Annotated in this window: 16 protein-coding genes; all 16 read right to left on the reverse strand. The window is 70.9% G+C overall.

Going from position 1 to position 17,100, the window contains the following annotated elements; genetic code table 11:
• Positions 1 to 130 precede the first annotated feature (130 nt).
• Entirely contained in the window at positions 131 to 748 is a 618-nt protein-coding gene (locus ABZ934_RS08070; protein WP_361309892.1) for a response regulator transcription factor, read from the reverse strand.
• The gene (locus ABZ934_RS08075) at positions 745 to 1,863 is read right to left on the reverse strand and encodes a sensor histidine kinase (RefSeq protein ID WP_361310320.1); all 1,119 of its coding nucleotides are present in this window, start codon (positions 1,861 to 1,863) and stop codon (positions 745 to 747) included. The genes ABZ934_RS08070 and ABZ934_RS08075 overlap by 4 nt, the downstream gene beginning before the upstream one ends.
• 74 nt (positions 1,864 to 1,937) lie before the next feature.
• On the reverse strand, positions 1,938 to 2,690 hold the full coding sequence (locus ABZ934_RS08080) for an ABC transporter permease (RefSeq protein ID WP_361309895.1): 753 nt from the start codon (positions 2,688 to 2,690) through the stop codon (positions 1,938 to 1,940).
• Positions 2,687 to 3,646 carry an ABC transporter ATP-binding protein gene (locus ABZ934_RS08085; RefSeq protein ID WP_361309898.1) on the reverse strand — a complete coding sequence of 320 codons (960 nt, stop codon included), beginning with the start codon at positions 3,644 to 3,646 and terminating at the stop codon, positions 2,687 to 2,689. The genes ABZ934_RS08080 and ABZ934_RS08085 overlap by 4 nt, the downstream gene beginning before the upstream one ends.
• Positions 3,647 to 3,821: 175 nt before the next feature.
• Positions 3,822 to 5,774, reverse strand: coding sequence for a hypothetical protein (locus ABZ934_RS08090; protein WP_361309900.1), 1,953 nt, complete (start codon positions 5,772 to 5,774; stop codon positions 3,822 to 3,824).
• Positions 5,775 to 6,131: 357 nt separating this feature from the next.
• Entirely contained in the window at positions 6,132 to 6,515 is a 384-nt protein-coding gene (locus ABZ934_RS08095; protein WP_361309903.1) for a DUF6113 family protein, read from the reverse strand.
• Positions 6,512 to 7,417: an N-acetyl-1-D-myo-inositol-2-amino-2-deoxy-alpha-D-glucopyranoside deacetylase gene (mshB, locus tag ABZ934_RS08100; RefSeq protein ID WP_361309905.1), complete on the reverse strand. Its 906-nt coding sequence runs from the start codon at positions 7,415 to 7,417 to the stop codon at positions 6,512 to 6,514. The genes ABZ934_RS08095 and mshB overlap by 4 nt, the downstream gene beginning before the upstream one ends.
• Before the next feature lie 22 nt (positions 7,418 to 7,439).
• On the reverse strand, positions 7,440 to 7,634 hold the full coding sequence (locus tag ABZ934_RS08105) for a hypothetical protein (protein WP_136213899.1): 195 nt from the start codon (positions 7,632 to 7,634) through the stop codon (positions 7,440 to 7,442).
• Between the two features lie 335 nt (positions 7,635 to 7,969).
• Entirely contained in the window at positions 7,970 to 9,067 is a 1,098-nt protein-coding gene (locus ABZ934_RS08110; RefSeq protein WP_361309907.1) for a dipeptide ABC transporter ATP-binding protein, read from the reverse strand.
• Positions 9,060 to 10,043, reverse strand: a complete 984-nt coding sequence (locus ABZ934_RS08115) for an ABC transporter ATP-binding protein (protein ID WP_361309910.1) — start codon at positions 10,041 to 10,043, stop codon at positions 9,060 to 9,062. The genes ABZ934_RS08110 and ABZ934_RS08115 overlap by 8 nt, the downstream gene beginning before the upstream one ends.
• A gap of 13 nt (positions 10,044 to 10,056) precedes the next feature.
• A complete protein-coding gene (locus ABZ934_RS08120; RefSeq protein WP_361309913.1) occupies positions 10,057 to 11,058 on the reverse strand; it encodes an ABC transporter permease in 1,002 nt (333 codons plus the stop codon).
• Positions 11,051 to 11,974, reverse strand: a complete 924-nt coding sequence (locus ABZ934_RS08125; protein ID WP_361309916.1) for an ABC transporter permease — start codon at positions 11,972 to 11,974, stop codon at positions 11,051 to 11,053. The genes ABZ934_RS08120 and ABZ934_RS08125 overlap by 8 nt, the downstream gene beginning before the upstream one ends.
• Before the next feature lie 30 nt (positions 11,975 to 12,004).
• The gene (locus tag ABZ934_RS08130; protein WP_361309919.1) at positions 12,005 to 13,633 is read right to left on the reverse strand and encodes an ABC transporter substrate-binding protein; all 1,629 of its coding nucleotides are present in this window, start codon (positions 13,631 to 13,633) and stop codon (positions 12,005 to 12,007) included.
• Between the two features lie 105 nt (positions 13,634 to 13,738).
• Positions 13,739 to 14,674 carry a GNAT family N-acetyltransferase gene (locus ABZ934_RS08135; protein WP_361309922.1) on the reverse strand — a complete coding sequence of 312 codons (936 nt, stop codon included), beginning with the start codon at positions 14,672 to 14,674 and terminating at the stop codon, positions 13,739 to 13,741.
• A 223-nt stretch (positions 14,675 to 14,897) separates the two neighbouring features.
• Positions 14,898 to 16,043 carry a dipeptide ABC transporter ATP-binding protein gene (locus ABZ934_RS08140; RefSeq protein ID WP_361309925.1) on the reverse strand — a complete coding sequence of 382 codons (1,146 nt, stop codon included), beginning with the start codon at positions 16,041 to 16,043 and terminating at the stop codon, positions 14,898 to 14,900.
• Positions 16,036 to 17,091: an ABC transporter ATP-binding protein gene (locus tag ABZ934_RS08145; RefSeq protein WP_361309928.1), complete on the reverse strand. Its 1,056-nt coding sequence runs from the start codon at positions 17,089 to 17,091 to the stop codon at positions 16,036 to 16,038. Before ABZ934_RS08145 ends, ABZ934_RS08140 begins: the two co-directional genes overlap by 8 nt.
• Positions 17,092 to 17,100: the final 9 nt, after the last annotated feature.

Here is a 17,100-nt window from a genome sequence, read left to right on the forward strand (position 1 = left end):
CGGGGCCGGAACGGGGCGGGGCGGGGCGGGGGGAAGCTTCGTCCGCGCCGCCGCCGCGCAAGTGCCCCCGGCCGCGCCGGGCTCCGCCCGACACCCCGCGCCTCAAACGCCGGCGAGGCTGGGAATGCCCCTAGAGCCAGCCCTTTTCGCGGGCCACGCGGACGGCTTCGGCGCGGTTGCGGGCGGCCAGTTTCTGGATGGCCGTCGAGAGGTAGTTGCGGACCGTGCCCTGGGACAGGTGCAGTCGGGCCGCGAGTTCGGCGTTGGTCGCACCGAACTCCGCGGCGCGCAAAACCTCGCGTTCGCGGTCGGTCAGCGGGTTCGCCCCCTCGGCGAGGGCGGCCGCCGCGAGCGTCGGGTCGATGACCCGCTCTCCCGTGAGGACCTTGCGCACCGCGTCCGCCAACTGCGCGGCCGGGGCGTCCTTCACGAGGAACGCCGACGCCCCCGCCTCCATCGCCCCGCGGAGGTAGCCGGGGCGGCCGAAGGTGGTCAGGATGACGATCCGCAGGTCCGGCAGGGCGTCCCGCAGCGCCGCGGCCGCCTCGATGCCCGTCATGCCCGGCATCTCGATGTCGAGCAATGCCACGTTCACGTCGTGGGCGCGGGCCGCCCTCAGTACCTCGTCGCCCCGCGCCACCTGGGCCAGGACCTCGATGTCCGGTTCGAGGCCGAGCAGCGCGGCGAGGGCTTCCCGGACCATGGACTGGTCCTCGGCGAGGAGGATCCGGATGGGCCGTGGCGTCATGAGGTCGATCCTAGGGGGACCCGGGCCAGCAGCCGGAATCCGGTCCTGCCCACCGGGCCCGCCTCCAGGGCGCCGCCCACCGCGTGAAGACGTTCCGTCAGACCGGTGAGACCGTTGCCGTGGGGCGCCGCGCCGCCCGCACCGTCGTCGAAGACGACCAGCTCGACGACGCGGCCGGCCAGGGTCTGGCGGGTGGCCAGGGTGACCGTGCAGCGCTTGGCGCCGCTGTGCCGCACCGCGTTCGTCACGGCCTCGCGCAGCGACCAGGCCAGCGCCGACTCGATGTCCTGCGGAAGGTCCTCCGGGACGTCCGGGGGAAGGTCGGCGATGACGCCCGCCGCGGTCAGGGCGGTGCGCGCCCCGGCCAGTTCGCCCGGCAGGGTCGGCCGCCGGTAGCCGCTCACCGCTTCCCGTACGTCGACCAGCGCCTGCCGGCTGACCTGTTCGATGTCCGCCACCTGCTGGGCGGCGAGCTCCGGGCGGTCCGGGAGCATCCGGCCCGCCAGTTCGCTCTTGAGCGTGATCAGCGACAGCGAGTGCCCGAGCAGGTCGTGCAGGTCGCGGGCCATCCGCAGCCGTTCCTCGTTGGCCGCGAGCTGCGCCACCGTCGCCCGGGCCTCGCGCAGTTCGATGGTGGTACGGATCATCGCGCGAATGCCGACCATCGCGAAGCCGCCCATCACGGCCGGGATCAGCAGGCCCGCCAGGTAGGCGTCGCCGCCCGGCACCGCCATGGCGGTCGCCGTCAGCAGCGCGGTGGCGGCCGGTACCGTCCAGCGGGAGATCTCCCCCGGCAGCGAGGCTCCGGAGGAGATGGAGACGTAGACGAACAGGACCAGCCATTCCCGGCCGAGGCTCAGGGAGAGGACGGTGGCCTGGACGGAGAGTGCCGCGACGGAGATCAGCAGCCAGCGCACCCGGTCGTCCCGGGCGGTGCGGAACACCAGGACCAGGTACCAGACGACGAAGGCGGCGAGGCCGAGGCCGCCGAGCACGCGGGCCTGCGTGCTGTGTCCGCCGCCGACCAGGTCCGTGACGGGGGCGCTGAGGTAGAACAGCCACAGGCTGATCCACATCGACTTCACGATCTTGTGGCGTCGGGTCTCGGGGCGCATGCCCACTCTCGGCCCTCCGGCCACCCCCGTCAGGCTGTCGTTCACGGCCTTGGTCGCGCTGGTCACTTGCGTCGTCACGCCTTCAGAGAGTCCTTGCGGTACAGCCAGGCGGCGGCACCAGTGAACAGTACGAAGTAGACCGCGAGGATCGCCACGTCCTTCATGTGGGGCGCGCCACCCAGTTCTATCGCCTGGCCGAGGCCCGCGTAGGCGTGGGTCGGCAGCCACTCGCAGATGTCGCGCAGCCACTGCGGGAAGGCGGCGGTGGGCATCCACAGGCCGCCGAGGATGGAGAGGCCGAAGTAGAACAGCATGGTGATGGGGCGGACGGTGTCGCCACTGGCCAGGTAGCCGAGGGCGACACCGAGGGCGGCGAAGACGAGACTGCCGGCCCAGATGGAGCCCGTCAGGGCGAGCCACTGCCAGGCGTCGAACCGGACGCCCTTGACCAGGGCGGCCACCGCGAAGACGACGAGGATCGCGGGCAGGGACAGCACACCGGCGCTGGCGGTCTTGGCCAGGACGTAGCCGCGGCCGGGCAGGGCGGTCAGACGCAACTGACGGACCCAGCCCGACTCCCGCTCCTTGGCTATCCGCTCGCTGTTGCCCATGAGGACGGCGGTCAGGGCGCCGAATGAGGCCATGGCGACCATGTAGAAGGCGGGCATGGTCAGTTCGGTGCCCATGACCTTGGTCGTGCCGTTCAGGGTGCCGCCGAGCATCAGGAAGAGCGCGGCCGGATAGAGGACGGTGAAGAACAGGTACTTCTTGTTGCGCAGGGCGCGGGTGACTTCGAGCTTGACGAGCTTGAGCGTTCCGGTGTTCATGATGCGTTGGCCTCCTCGGCCTCGGTGAGGGCGATGAAAGCCTGTTCCAGGCCCAGCCCGGCGACTTCCAGGTTCCGGGGGTAGAGCCCCAGGGCGTAGACGGCGTGAACGGTCGCGTCGGCGTCGCGCGACTGGAGCTTCACGGTGTCCCCGTGCCGCTCGTATGCGGTGAGGTGCGGGAGGGCGCGCAGCGCCTGCTCGTCCACCTCCTCGTCCGTGAGGTCGAAGGCGATGCGGCGGGCCCCGGCCTTCGCCTTGATCTCGGCGGCGGTGCCGTCGGCGAGGAGCCGGCCCTTGCTCAGGACCAGGACGCGGTCGGCTATCGCGTCCGCCTCCTCCAGGTAGTGCGTGGCGAAGAGGACGGTCCGGCCGCGGGCGGCCTGCTCTCGCATCGTGGCCCAGAACGCCTGGCGGGAGGTGACGTCCATGCCGGTCGTGGGTTCGTCCAGCACGATCAGCTCGTTGTCCCCGGCGGTGGCGAGCGCGAAGCGGACGCGCTGTTCCTGGCCGCCGGAGAGCTTGTTGACGAGCCGGCCCGCGATGTCGGAGATCCCGGCGCGGCTGAGCACCTCGTCCACCGGGTACGGGCGGGGGTGCAGGGCGCAGGTGAGGGCGACTATCTCGCGTACGGTCACCTCCTCCATCAGCCCACCGGTCTGGAGCATCGCCCCGACCCGGCCGGCGGCTATCGCCTCGCGGGGCGTGGTCCCGAAGAGCCGGACGGAGCCGGAGTCGGCGGGGCGCAGTCCGAGCAGGAGGTCGAGGGTGGAGGACTTCCCGGCGCCGTTGGGGCCGAGGAGTGCGACGGTCTCGCCCGGGTGGAGGTCGAGGGAGAGTCCGTCGACCGCACGGACGGCGCCGTAGTTCTTGGTCACGTTCTGGAAGCTCACCACGGAACCGGTGGTGGCTCCGGAGCCCGTGGCGGCGGCTGTTTGCGTCGCGGTCGTCGTCTTCATGGCTCAAGGTTCGCCCGCCGCCGGGGGTCCGCGTCAGTGTCGCGCGTCGTGACTGCCGCATGACAGTTGTCATCCGGTGGAGGTGACGGGGTGCGGAAGACGCGGGAGCCCCTGTCGTCCCCCTCGTGCGAGGGGGTCGGCAGGGGCTCCGGCACGCGGCTGCGGCAGTCGGCGGTCAGCTCGCGTTCGTGTCGATGACCGCGGTCCGCTCGGCGGCCGTTTTGCCGCGCAGGGCCTTGCCGAGGGCGCCCGCGACGTCCTGCGGCGTGACGGCGGTCTTCGCGCCGGTCCCCCGGGTGACCGTGACGCCGTCGAAGGTGTCGCTGTAGGCGGCCTTCAACGCCTCCAGGTCGTACTTCTCGACGAGGTGGCCGTTGACGGCCTGCATGCTGAGGATCTTGGGCAGCGTCTTGGGGCCGAACGCGATGGACTTGCCGCCGGCCTTGACCGTGGCGATGCCCGACATCGCGGGTTCAGCGAACTCCTTCATCGCACGGTTCAGTTCGGCCTGGTCGATGGCCGGTTCGCGGTTGGCGGTGGGCAGTTCGACAGGGGTGGTCTTGCCGGTGGCGACCGCGTCGTGGAACGCCTTGACCACCGGGTCGATGGAGCCGTCCACGTCCAGGCTGGTGCCGGCCTGGCCGGGCACGGCGACGGCCTTGCCCGTGTCGAACTTGATCGTGGCCTCGGTCGCCGTACCCGCGCTGCCCGCCATCTCCTGGAGGGCGACCCGCAGCTTCTCCTCGTCCACGGGCATCACCGCTTCGGCGGTGCGCTCCCGGCCGAGGAGGGAGCCGATGACGCTGACGGGGTTGTAGTCGCTGCCCGCGGCGTTGCGGACGGTGGTCTGGCTGTCGATGGTCAGCCCGGCCTTGTCGGGCTTGAGCTCGACCTGCTTGCCGCCGACGGTGAAGCGGAGCGGGGCGGCGGCGCGGGTGCCGAAGTGGTCCTGGAGCTTGGTGACGGCCTCGTCGCGGCCGCCGCTGATGTCGACGCCGAGGACGGTGGTGCCCTTGGGGACGTCGGAGTGGTTCAGCAGCAGCCCGGCGCCGTAGGCCACGCCGAGCAGGACGATGAGGCCGCCGCCCACCATGACGAGCTTCGAGCGCTTCTTGGCCAACTTGGCGGGCGCCTTGGGGGCCGGCCGGGTCTGCTTCGGCGGCTGCGGGGCCGCCGTCGGCACGACCGGTCCGGGCATGGCACCACCCCCGGAGGGACCGCCGGGCAGCGGACCACCGGGCACGGGAGCGCCGGGGAACGGGCTACCGGGCAGCGGACCGGAACCACCCACCGGCGGGGCCTCGGGGCCGGGCCAGCGCGGCGCGTCGTCGGCGCGTACGGGGGCGGTGCCCAGCGCGGGGCCACCGGTCGGCCCGGCGGGCCCGGCCTGCCGGGAGGCGGGGTCCGTGTAGGCGGGGAACGCCTCGGTGGAGGGCCCGTTGTCGTACCCGGGGGCGCCGAAGTCGGGCGCGCCGAAGTCGGGCCCGTCGAACTCCGGGTACCGCTGGGGCGATCCGGCGCCCGGACCCCCCGGTGCGGGCGGGCCGGGCGGGAACCCCCGGTCGGCGCCGTAACGGGAGGCGGGGGCCTGCGGGCCGGGCGCACCACCGGTACGGGGTCCCGCGGGCCCGCCGGGGCCCGCCGGCGCGGGGCCGCCTGGCCCCCGTGTCGCGTCGGGGCCGACCGGTCCGGCGCCCGGAGCCGAGCCGTAGCCCGCGCCGCCCGGCGGGGGACCGGGCTCGGTCCGCACACCCGCCGGCGGGGTCGGGGGTGCCTTGCGCGGCGCGAACCAGTTGCCGGCCGCCTCGTCGGAGCCGCTCCGGTCCTGCGCGCGGCCCGCCTGGGAGGCGGCCGGGTTCCTCGTGGGCAGCGGCGCGGGCGGCGCCTGCGGGGCACCCCCCGCCTGCGCACCGGCGGACGGCGCGGGCGCCGGAGCGGGAGCCCGACCGGCCGCCTCCTCGGACGCGCCGGGCCGCGATTCGGCGGACTTCTCGGCGTCCTTCACCGGCTTGCGCACGACGACGGGCGGGATCGGCCGTGAACCCGGGATGTTGATCCGGATCCGGGTCGTCAGGGTGGTCTCGGTCTTCGGCCCGTCGGAGTCGGGCGTGGACGGCTTCGAAGTCACAGGGTTCTCCTCCGTGGCGGTCGCCGCGCCAGGTCCGGGTGGCACAGTCGTGGACGGTTGCCGGCCGGTTCCGTACGGCGGCGTGCCCGAGGGGTAGGCGGCTCCACCGTGCCCTTGGGGCCCGGGGGACGAACTGTCAGTTTCACGACTCAAGGCAGGTTCTCCCGGTTGGCTCCGCCGCCCGTCAACCTTGCGCGGGCAGCTCGGCGGCCCGTCCACCATACTGGCCGCCGTGCGCGCGCAACTGTCCGTCGGGAATCAGGGATTCCTCTTGGGTTTCCACGGGCCACCCTCGCACGGACCGTCAAACCCCCTCAAGCCGTCCCCGATCCGAGGCCGGCCGAGTCCGACAGCGCATCAGCCCCGGGAGCGGGCGGCCGAATCCGGCCGGTGCGGCGCCCCCTTCATCGTGGCGCAGATCACAGCGACGACGACCCCGCCCAAAAGGTAGGCGTACAGGCCCTTTCCGGACGAACCGAGCAGGAAGTCCCCTTCGGGGCGCGGCAGGCTGAGCATCACGTACGTCAGGAACCAGCCGGCCGCCGCCGCGCCCACCCCGATGCCGCCGCCGGTCACGAGCCGGCCGGCGAGGAAGACCCCGAAGAGGGCGAGCAGCGCCAGCAGCAGTCCGCCCGGGAACCAGAGGTCGACCACGAGCCAACCGGCCGCGCCGGTCACCGCCCCAGCGACGAGCAGCCCCAGGAGGGCGGCGATCCGCCCGGCCGTCAGGGTCCCGGTCATGCCGTCACCCCCGCGAACAAGTCGTGCTCCCGCTCGCCCGCCGGGACGCCCGGCTCTCCCGCGACGAGTTCGTAGAACTCGCGGGCGAAGAGCGGCTGGGCCAGATCGTTCGACAGGGCGAAGAAGGGGCCGTCCACGGCGACCTGCGTGGCGTGCGCCCGCATCGCGGCGGCCTTGGCCCGCACGAAGGTCTCCCGGCCGTTCTCGTCGCCGATCTCGGCGGTGATCCGCTCGTCCGGCACCACGCCCGGCACGTCCCCCGCGGTCGCGACGCCCGAGAACGGCACGGCCGCACCCGCCGCGCGCAGCCGCGCGAAGCCCTCGTCGACCACCGAACGCGGCACCCGGTTCCAGTAGACCTTGCCGATCCGGTGCGGTTCGCCGAGGTCGCGGCGGTACGTGGGCTCCGCCGCGAGTTCCGCTGCGCGGGTGGCGACCCGGTGTGCCTGGATGTGGTCGGGGTGGCCGTAGCCGCCGTCGGGGTCGTAGGTGACCAGCACCTGCGGCCGCAGTTCGCGGATCACTTCCACCAGGTGCGCGGAAGCCTCGTCGACATCGGCGGACCAGAAGGCCCCGGGCCGGTGGTTCTGCTCCGCGCCCATCATGCCGGAGTCCCGGAAGCGGCCGGCGCCACCGAGGAAGCGGTGGTCGGTGACGCCCAGTTCCTTCATGGCGGCGGCGAGCTCGCCGACACGGTACGCGCCGAGGGTGTCGTCGCGGTCGGGCGCGAGGTGGGCGAGCTCGGGCGGGATGACCTCGCCCTCCTCGCCGAGCGTGCAGGTGACCAACGCGACGTGGGCGCCCTCGGCCGCGTACTTGGCCATGGTGACGCCGTTGTTGATCGACTCGTCGTCCGGGTGCGCGTGCACGAGCAGCAGACGACGGGCGGGAAGACCGTTCATGGGGTCAGCCTACGAGGCCGCCCTACAGCTTGAGCCCACTGATCATGCTCGCCACGTTGGACGTGAGCTGGCTGAGGGTGGGCGCGATGGTCGAACTCGCCAGGTAGAAGCCGAGGAGCACACAGACGAAGGCGTGTCCCGCCTTCAGCCCCGACTTCCGCACCAGCAGGAAGACGACGATCGCCAGCAGCACCACGGCCGAGATCGAGAGTGCCACGGCGTTTCACCTCCACGTCGAGCGGACATCGGTACGCGTACTCGTGCTCGGCGAAGTCATACCCACCGTGCGCTACGGATCATAACTATCCGTACCAGCGCATCGATCGAATTCCGGCAGCACGAGGGGCGCACGCCGCGCACGTGGAGGGTCACGGGGAGGCCGGCCGGGAAGGCCGTAGGCCCGCCCGACCGGCTGTCGGCACCCGCACGGCCGCACAGGGACCAGGCTGCCCGGTCGATATCTCGGGGCAGATACGGTCAAGTTGCGGCGAAGTAAACGGAGTTGCCCCCACCGGAGAGGTATTCGGACGCACACTCGGGGGTGGCCGGAAATCATCGTTCCCCCGGGGGGCGCTCCTCCTTCGACAGCCCCGCCGGCGGTACGACCGGCGGTGGACCGGGCGGCGGGGCCGTCACCGGCACCACCTGCTTCTCGGCCGCGAAATGACAGGCCGACGGGTGCGCCCTCGGCCCGGACGGGAACCACTCGGGCACGGCGAGCGGCGGCACCTCCACCGCACACCGCTCCTGCGCCTTCCAGCAGCGCGTGCGGAAGCGGCACCCCGACGGCGGGTTGGCCGGGGAGGGCACGTCGCCTGTCAGGATGATCCGCTCCCGCAGCGCCCTGGCTCGCGGGTCGGGCACGGGCACGGCCGAGAGCAGCGCCTGGGTGTAGGGGTGGGTGGGGTGCTCGTAGATCTCGGTGTCGGAGCCGATCTCGACGATGCGGCCCAGGTACATGACGCCGACCCGGTCGGAGATGTGCCGCACGATCGACAGGTCGTGCGCGATGAACACGTAGGACAGGCCGAACTCGCCTTGGAGGCGCGCCAGCAGGTTGACGACCTGCGCCTGGACCGAGACGTCCAGCGCGGAGACCGGCTCGTCGGCGACGATGATCTCCGGCCGCAGGGCCAGTCCCCGGGCGATGCCGATGCGCTGGCGCTGGCCGCCGGAGAACTGGTGCGGGTACCGGTTGATGTACTCCGGGTTCAGTCCGACCACGTCGAGGAGTTCCCGGACCTTGCGCCGCCGGTCGCCTTTGGGGGCCACCTCCGGGTGGATCTCGAACGGCTCGCCGATGATGTCGCCGACCGTCATTCGCGGGTTCAGCGAGGTGTACGGGTCCTGGAACACCATCTGGATGTTGCGGCGGACGGCCTTGAGGGCGCGGGCGGAGAGCCGGGTGATGTCCTCGCCCTTGTACGAGATCGTCCCCGCGGTCGGACGCTCCAGGTTGACCAGCATCTTGGCGACGGTGGACTTGCCGCAGCCCGACTCGCCGACGATGCCCAGGGTCTCGCCGGCCGCGAGGTCGAAGGAGACGCCGTCCACTGCCCTGACGGCGCCGATCTGCCGCTTGAGGAGGATGCCCTGGGTCAGCGGGTAGTGCTTGACCAGCTCCTTCACCTCCAGGATCGGCTCAGGCATGCAGGCATTCCTTCCAGAAATGGCAGGCGGTGGTGCGGGGCACGGGCGACTCGGTCACCTCGTAGAGCGGGGGCACGTCGGTGCGGCAGACGGGCTGCGCCATCGGGCAGCGCGGGTTGAACGCGCAGCCGGGCGGGATGTGCAGCAGGTTGGGAGGCAGCCCCTTGATCGCGTAGAGCTCCTGCCCCTTCTGGTCGAGGCGCGGGATCGAGTCGAGCAGTCCCCGGGTGTAGGGGTGGGCGGGGGCGGCGTAGATCTCGTGCACGGGGGCCGCCTCCACGATCCGACCGGCGTACATGACGGCGATCTTGTCGGCGACGTCCGCGACCACGCCGAGGTCATGGGTGATCAGGATCAGCCCCATGTTCAGTTCGCGCCGGAGCTCCGCGAGCAGGTCCATGACCTGGGCCTGGACCGTGACGTCCAGGGCGGTGGTGGGCTCGTCCGCGATGATCAGCGCGGGTTCCAGGGCGAGCGCCATGGCGATCATGACGCGTTGGCGCATGCCGCCCGAGAACTGGTGCGGGTAGTCCCCCACCCGCTGCTTGGCCGCCGGGATCCTCACCCGGTCCATCAGCTCGACCGCCTTGGCCCGGGCCGCCTTGCGGGAGAGGCCGTGGTGGACCTCGTACATCTCGCCGAGCTGGGCGCCTACGCTCAGTACGGGGTTCAGCGAGGAGAGGGCGTCCTGGAAGATCATGGCCATCTCGGCCCCGCGGATCTTGCGGCGCTCCTCCTCCCGCATCTTGAGCAGGTCCCGGCCCTGGAAAAGGATCTCGCCACCCGTGATCCGGCCCGGCGGCATGTCCAGGATGCCCATCACCGCCTGCGCGGTCACCGATTTGCCGGAGCCGGACTCGCCGAGCACGGCGAGGGTCTCGCCCGCGTCCACGGAGTAGTCGACGCCGTTGACCGCCTTGGCGACCCCCTCGCGGGTGGTGAACTCCACGTGCAGGTCGCGCACTTCGAGCAGCATGGGCAAGGGCTCCTCAGCGCAGCTTGGGGTCGAGGGCGTCGCGCACCGCGTCGCCGAGCATGATGAAGGCCAGGACGGTCACGCTCAGCGCGCCGGCCGGGTACAGCAGCATGTGCGGGGCGTTGCGGATCTGCGAGGCGGCGTTGGAGATGTCGATGCCCCAGGAGACGGTCGGCGGCCGCAGGCCCACCCCGAGGAACGACAGGGTGGCCTCCAGGGCGATGTAGGTGCCCAGGGCGATGGTGGCGACGACGATGACGGGGGCGACGGCGTTGGGCGCGACGTGCCGCAGCAGCATCCGCGTGTTGCCCGCGCCGAGTGCCCGGGCGGCCTGGACGTAGTCGTTCTGCTTGGCGGTGATGACCGATCCCCGGGCGATGCGGGCGAGTTGGGGCCAGCCGAGCAGCACGATGAAACCGACGACGGGCCACACGGTGGTGCTGGTGACGACGGACAGGAACACCAGTCCGCCGAGGACGACCGGGATGCCGAAGAAGATGTCGGCGATCCGGGAGAGCAGCGCGTCGCCCCATCCGCCGAAGAACCCGGCGAGCCCGCCGAGCGCCGAGCCGAGGAGGGCGGCGCCGAGGGTGGCGCAGACGCCGACGGTGATGGAGGCGCGGGCCCCGTAGACGGTGCGGGTGTAGACGTCGCAGCCCTGGGTGTCGTAACCGAAGGGGTGTCCCGGGGAGGAGCCCTGCTGTGACTTGGACAGGTCGCAGTGCAGCGGGTCGCCGCTCGCGATGAGCTGCGGCCAGATCGCGATGACGACGAGGAAGAGGATCAGCAGCGAGGAGACGAGGAAGACGGGGTTGCGGCGCAGTTGGTGCCAGGCGTCGGACCAGAGGGAGCGGGCCTTCTCCGCCGGGCCCGACGGGTCGTCGCCCAGTGTCTTCTCCAGGCTTTCGGCCTCGTCCAGCGCGAGGTCCATGGGGCCGCCCTGGCCGGTGGGTGCGATGGCCTCTCCCTCTCCTGGTTGCAGCGGGTCGTAGGCGGGCTCGTCGCGCTCAGGCATAACGGATCCTCGGGTCCAGGACCGCGTACAGCAGGTCGACGAGCAGGTTGGCCAGCAGGAAGACGATGACGAGGATCGTCACGAAGCCGACCACGGTCGGGGAGTTGTTGCGCAGGATGCCCTGGTAGAGCTGGTAGCCGACGCCGTGGATGTTGAAGATCCGCTCGGTCACGATGGCGCCGCCCATCAGGGCGCCGATGTCGGTGCCGATGAAGGTGACGACGGGGATCAGCGAGTTGCGCAGCAGGTGCCGGGTGATGACGCGCCTGCGCGGAAGGCCCTTGGCGGTGGCGGTGCGGACGTAGTCGGCCTTGGCGTTCTCGGCGATGGAGGTGCGCGAGAGCCGGGTGACGTAGGCGAGGGAGACGAGCGCGAGGACGATGCCGGGCAGGAGCAGTTCCCCGAAGGGGGCGTCCGGGGAGACGGTGGGCCGCACCCAGCCCCACTTGACGCCGAAGAGGTACTGGAGGAGGTAGCCCGTCACGAAGGTGGGCACGGAGATCACGATCAGGGTGAGGACCAGCAGGCTGGTGTCGACGGACTTGCCTCGGCGCAGTCCGCTGACCACGCCGAGGGTGATCCCGACGATGATCTCGATGACGATGGCGACGATGGTCAGCCGCAGGGTGACGGGGAAGGCCGTGGCCATCAGGTCGGTGACGCTCTGGCCGTTGAAGGCGGTGCCGAAGTCGCCCTGGAAGATCTGCCCCATGTAGTGGAGGTACTGCTTCCACAGCGGCTGGTCGAGGTAGAGGTCCTTGCGGATGCGGGCGGCCGTCGAGGGGTCGGGTGCCTTGTCGCCGAAGAGGGCCGCGACGGGGTCACCGAGCGCGTACACCATGAAGAAGATCAGGAACGTGCTGCCGATGAACACCGGGATCATCTGGAGCAGCCGCCGGATCACATAACGTCCCATGGACTGCTCCAGGTTCGATCCGAAGGCGGGTCAGCTGACCTTGATCTCGTTGTAGACCGGGACGCTGAACTGGTTGAGGGTGACGTCGGAGATCCTCTCCGAGTGCCCGGCGCTGCCGTTCTGGTACCAGAGGGGGATGGACGGCATCTGCTCGGCGAGGATCTTCTCGGCGTCCTGGAACTTCGTGATCGCCTTGGCGGAGTCGCTCTCCTGGTTGGCCTCGTCGACGAGCTTGTCGAAGTCCGGGTTGCTGAACTTGCCGTAGTTCGAGGAGGCGCCGGTGAAGTAGAGCGGCTGCAGGAAGTTCTGGATCAGCGGGTAGTCGGCCTGCCAGCCAGAGCGGAAGGGGCCGGTGAGCTTGTAAGAGCTCTGCTGGTTGCGGAAGTCGGCGAAGGTGCCGACCGGGTTGACGGTGCACACCGGGCCTTCCCCGAGCGTGTTGTTGATGCTGTTGCAGACGGCGTCCATCCACTCGCGGTGCGAGCCGGTGTCGACGTTGGAGGTCAGCGTGATCTTGCCGCCGGGGACCCCGCCGGCGTCCTGGATCATCTTCTTCGCCGCCGCCGGGTTGTACGTGCAGAGGTCGCCGCAGACGTCCTTGAAGCCGCCCTTGTCGCCGAGGGCCGGGGAGGTCCAGTCCTTGGCGGGGGTGCGGGTCTCACGGAAGATCTGCTTGGTGATCTCGTCGCGGTTGATGGCGCGGGAGATGCCCTGCCGGACCTTCTCCATCCCTTCCTTGCCCCAGTTGGCGTCGTACAGGGGGAAGGTGAGGGTCTGGATGATGAGGGCCGGCTGGTTGATGTAACGGTCCCCGAGGTCGTTCTTGACGTTCTTGAGCTGCTGCGCGGGCACGTCGTCGACGAGGTCGAGGTTGCCGGAGATCAGGTCCGTGTAGGCGGTGTTGTTGTCGGTGTAGACCTTGAGGTCCACGCCGCCGTTCTGGGCCTTGTCAGGGCCCGGGTAGCCGTCCCACTTGCGCAGCTTCATGCCGGTGCCCTTGGTGTAGGAGTCCACCGTGTACGGGCCGTTGCCCACGGGCTTGTTCAGCCAGCCCGCGTGGTCGGTGAAGAACGCCTTGGGCAGCGGGGAGAACGCCTGGTAGCCGAGGGTCTGGGGCCAGGTGGAGAACTTCGCCTTCAAGGCGACCGTGAAGGTCTTCGCGTCCTTGACGACCAGTCCCGACATCGTCTTCGCCTTCGGTTCCCCGGAGGCCGGGTGCAGGTCTGCGTACCCGACGATGTCGGCGAAGAAGGGCGCGTTGTTCTGCTTGTGGCTCACGTCCGCCGCGTAGTTCCAGGCGTCCACGAAGGACTGGGCGGTGACCGGCTCGCCGTTGCTGAAGGTCCAGCCGTCCTTCAAGCTGATCGTGAAGTGCTGGCTGTCGGTCGTGTCGATCTTCTGGGCGAGCATGTCGACGGCCTCGCCCGTCTTCGGGTCGTACCGCTTCAGGCCCCGGAAGAGCATGTCGAGCACCTTGCCGCCCTGCACCTCGTTGGTGTTGGCCGGCTCCAGGGGGTTCTGCGGGTCACCCCAGGAGGAGCTGACGATGCCCGCCTCCCCGCCGCCCCCGCCGCTGTCGCTTCCGCCGCCGCAACCCGTCGCCGCGAGGGCGACGGCCGCCGCACACGCGGCCCACTTGGCGTGGGTGGCTGCGCGCATGGAGTGCCTCCTAGGTCCCAAAAACCACGTAGGCCCCAATGTCACCCCGGGGAGGGCCCTCAGCACTCATGGTTGGACCGATTCCACCCAGGCGATACGCGCGCGTCACCCCTGTGGGTGCAAACGCAGCTCCCAGGTATCGAGGGTGTAGTGCGGTCTCATGCCGTGCGCCTCGTAGAGCGCCAACGCGCCGGTTTCGTTGCCGGTGTCGACGCCGAGCCCCACGGTGTCCCGGCCGCGCCCGGCGTAGACGGCGAAGGCGTGGCGCAGCAGGAAGCCGCCGATGCCCCGGCCGCGCACCTCTTCGCGGACGCCGAGGTGGCTGATCCAGCCCATGCCGGTGCGGTCGTCGCGGGTGAGGAGGACGGCTACGTCGCCCGGCGCGGGCAGTGTCGCGATCCAGACCAGGCTCCAGTCGAGGTCCCGGGCGTCGAGGTGGTCCAGCCAGGGCCCGTACGCGCGCTCCACGTGCCCGAAGTGCGCCGCGAAGGTCTCCTGGACCAGGGCGTGCGCCCGCCGCCGGTCGGCCGCGTCCGTACCGCAGTGGCGCAGGGTGAGTCCGGCCGGGACGCCCCCCGCTCCCCCACCGGGATCCAGCGGGCGGGTCATGACCTGGTGGCGGCGCACGGTGCGGTAGCCGCGCCGGGCGAGGACTCCGGGGTGGAGGATCGGCTCCGCGTTGAGTTCAAGCCGCAGGACGGCGCCCCGGTCCGGGCCGGCCATCCGGCGGGCCCGGATCTCCATCGGCTCCAGCAACCGCAGGGCCGCGGCGGTGTGGCCGGGCAGGACGTAGTGGTCGCCGTCGACCCTGCCCGGCCCGGAGTCGGCCCGGACCAGCGCGTAGGCGACGGGCCGGCCGCGTTGGAAGGCGAGCCAGGAGTCGGTGGCGAGGTTGGTCCCGGGGTGGTGCAGGTCGGCCTCGACACTGCCGAGGTCCGTCTCCGGTCTACCGATCTCGATCACGTCGACGGCGTTGAGCAGCGCGCAGATGTCGGCGGCGTCCCCGGGCCCGGCGGGGCGGACGGTCAGCGTGTCGGTCATCCGGACACTCTCGGCGGCGCCCCGGCACGGCCGCAACCGCCTTCGCCCGTGCGCCCGTGCGCCCGTCGCGGCTCGCCGGTCGCCGGCCCCGCACCGGCCCCGCCCCGCCCCGAAGGACCCCGCCCCCTCGCGGAGCGGAGAACGCCGGAGCCGTGAACGCCGGAGCGCCCGGCGCCGGAGGAATCCGGTGCCGGGCGCTCTGGTGTACGTACGCCTCGCGGGATCAGACGGCCAGGACGGCCTTCTCCTCCGCGAAGTGACAGGCCGACTCGTGGGCGGCCGGGCTGTCCACGGTCTTGAAGCGCTCCGGGACCGCCAGCAGCGGCTCCTCGGTCGCGCACTTGTCCTCGGCCTTCCAGCACCGGGTGCGGAAGCGGCAACCCGACGGCGGGTTGGCCGGGGAGGGCACGTCGCCGGTGAGGATGATCCGCTCGCGGCCTTCGCGGGCCTCCGGGTCCGGGACCGGGACGGCCGACAGCAGCGCCTGCGTGTACGGGTGCGTCGGGTGGTCGTAGATCTGGGTGTCGGTGCCGATCTCGGCCATCTTGCCCAGGTACATGACGCCGACGCGGTCCGAGATGTGCCGGACGATCGACAGGTCGTGCGCGATGAAGATGTAGGAGAGGTTGAACTCGTCCTGCAGCTTCGCCATCAGGTTGATCACCTGCGCCTGCACCGACACGTCGAGCGCGGAGACCGGCTCGTCGCAGATGATGATCTCCGGGTTGAGCGCCAGGCCGCGGGCGATGCCGATGCGCTGACGCTGGCCGCCGGAGAACTGGTGCGGGTACCGGTTGATGTACTCCGGGTTCAGACCCACGACGTCCAGGAGTTCCTGGACCTTGCGCCGCCGGTCGCCCTTCGGGGCCACCTCGGGGTGGATCTCGAACGGCTCGCCGATGATGTCGCCGACCGTCATGCGAGGGTTCAGCGAGGTGTACGGGTCCTGGAACACCATCTGGATGTTGCGGCGGACGGCCTTGAGGGCCCTGCCCGACAGCTTGGTGATGTCCGTGCCCTTGTAGAAGACCTCGCCGGACGTCGCCGTCTCCAGCAGCATCAGCAGCTTGGCGACGGTCGACTTGCCGCAACCGGATTCGCCGACGATGCCGAGGGTCTCGCCCTGGTGCAGGTCGAAGGAGATCCCGTCGACCGCGCGGACGGCGCCGATCTGCTTCTTGAACAGGATGCCCTGGGTCAGCGGGAAGTGCTTGACCAGGTTGCGCACCTGGAGGATCGGCTCACCTCGGTCGACGGGCGCCTCGATGGCGGCCAGGGCCGCCGTCTCGGTCGCCGCGTCGACGACCTCGACCTCGCTGATGCCGGGGGTCGCGTCCACGGCGTCGTCCTTCTTGTCCAACTCAGCCATGGAGCTGCTCCTCCCGGAAGTGGCAGGCGCTGCCGCGGCCGACCAGTTCGGTGCCGTCCCGATCGGTCACCGGCAGCAGGGCCGGGACCTCGGTACGGCAGATGTCCTGCGCCTTCGGGCAACGCGGGTTGAAGGCGCAGCCGGAGGGGGTCTTCAGCAGGTTGGGCGGCAGCCCCTTGATCGCGTAGAGCTCCTGGCCCTTCTGGTCCAGGCGCGGGATCGAGTCCAGCAGCCCTCGGGTGTACGGGTGCGCGGGGCGCTTGTACAGCTCGTGGATCGGCGCTTGCTCGACGATGCGGCCCGCGTACATCACGGCGATCTTGTCCGCCACGTCGGCGACGACGCCGAGGTCGTGGGTGATCAGGATCAGACCCATGTTGTACTCGCGCTGAAGGTCCGCCAGCAGGTCCATGACCTGGGCCTGGACCGTCACGTCGAGCGCCGTGGTGGGCTCGTCCGCGATGATCAGGTCCGGCTCAAGGGCGAGCGCCATGGCGATCATGATGCGCTGGCGCATACCGCCCGAGAACTGGTGCGGGTAGTCGTTGACTCGGCTGCGGGCCGCCGGGATCTTGACCCGCTCCATCAGCTCGATGGCCTTGGCCTTGGCGTCCTTCTTCGACATGCCCTGGTGGACGCGGAACATCTCGCCCAGCTGGTTGCCGACGGAGAAGACCGGGTTCAGCGCCGACAGCGCGTCCTGGAAGATCATCGCCATCTTCGGACCGCGCAGCTTGCGCCGCTCGCTCTCCGGGAGCCGGAGGATGTCCTGGCCCTGGAAGAGGATCTCTCCCTGGGAGACCCGCCCGGGGGGCGAGTCGAGGATGCCCATGATCGCCTGGGCGGTCACGGACTTGCCGGAGCCGGACTCGCCGAGCACGGCCAGCGTCTCACCGGAGGACACGCTGTAGTTGACGCCGTTGACGGCCTTGACGATGCCTTCGCGGGTCTTGAACTCGACGTGCAGGTCGCGCACTTCGAGTACGGGGCCCTCGGCGCCCTCGCCCCTCTGTCGGGGCACTTCTGCGGTGATGCCTGAAGTAGTCATGTGATGGTG

Source organism: Streptomyces sp. NPDC046557 (assembly GCF_040645975.1).
Taxonomy (GTDB): domain Bacteria; phylum Actinomycetota; class Actinomycetes; order Streptomycetales; family Streptomycetaceae; genus Streptomyces.

Coding starts and splice junctions, on each gene's coding strand:
- ABZ934_RS08070 (WP_361309892.1), bottom strand. CDS start 748: ATGACGCCACGGCCCATCCGGATCCTCCTCGCCGAGGACCAGTCCATG.
- ABZ934_RS08075 (WP_361310320.1), bottom strand. CDS start 1,863: ATGCGCCCCGAGACCCGACGCCACAAGATCGTGAAGTCGATGTGGATC.
- ABZ934_RS08080 (WP_361309895.1), bottom strand. CDS start 2,690: ATGAACACCGGAACGCTCAAGCTCGTCAAGCTCGAAGTCACCCGCGCC.
- ABZ934_RS08085 (WP_361309898.1), bottom strand. CDS start 3,646: ATGAAGACGACGACCGCGACGCAAACAGCCGCCGCCACGGGCTCCGGA.
- ABZ934_RS08095 (WP_361309903.1), bottom strand. CDS start 6,515: ATGACCGGGACCCTGACGGCCGGGCGGATCGCCGCCCTCCTGGGGCTG.
- mshB (WP_361309905.1), bottom strand. CDS start 7,417: ATGAACGGTCTTCCCGCCCGTCGTCTGCTGCTCGTGCACGCGCACCCG.
- ABZ934_RS08110 (WP_361309907.1), bottom strand. CDS start 9,067: ATGCCTGAGCCGATCCTGGAGGTGAAGGAGCTGGTCAAGCACTACCCG.
- ABZ934_RS08115 (WP_361309910.1), bottom strand. CDS start 10,043: ATGCTGCTCGAAGTGCGCGACCTGCACGTGGAGTTCACCACCCGCGAG.
- ABZ934_RS08120 (WP_361309913.1), bottom strand. CDS start 11,058: ATGCCTGAGCGCGACGAGCCCGCCTACGACCCGCTGCAACCAGGAGAG.
- ABZ934_RS08125 (WP_361309916.1), bottom strand. CDS start 11,974: ATGGGACGTTATGTGATCCGGCGGCTGCTCCAGATGATCCCGGTGTTC.
- ABZ934_RS08130 (WP_361309919.1), bottom strand. CDS start 13,633: ATGCGCGCAGCCACCCACGCCAAGTGGGCCGCGTGTGCGGCGGCCGTC.
- ABZ934_RS08135 (WP_361309922.1), bottom strand. CDS start 14,674: ATGACCGACACGCTGACCGTCCGCCCCGCCGGGCCCGGGGACGCCGCC.
- ABZ934_RS08140 (WP_361309925.1), bottom strand. CDS start 16,043: ATGGCTGAGTTGGACAAGAAGGACGACGCCGTGGACGCGACCCCCGGC.
- ABZ934_RS08145 (WP_361309928.1), bottom strand. CDS start 17,091: ATGACTACTTCAGGCATCACCGCAGAAGTGCCCCGACAGAGGGGCGAG.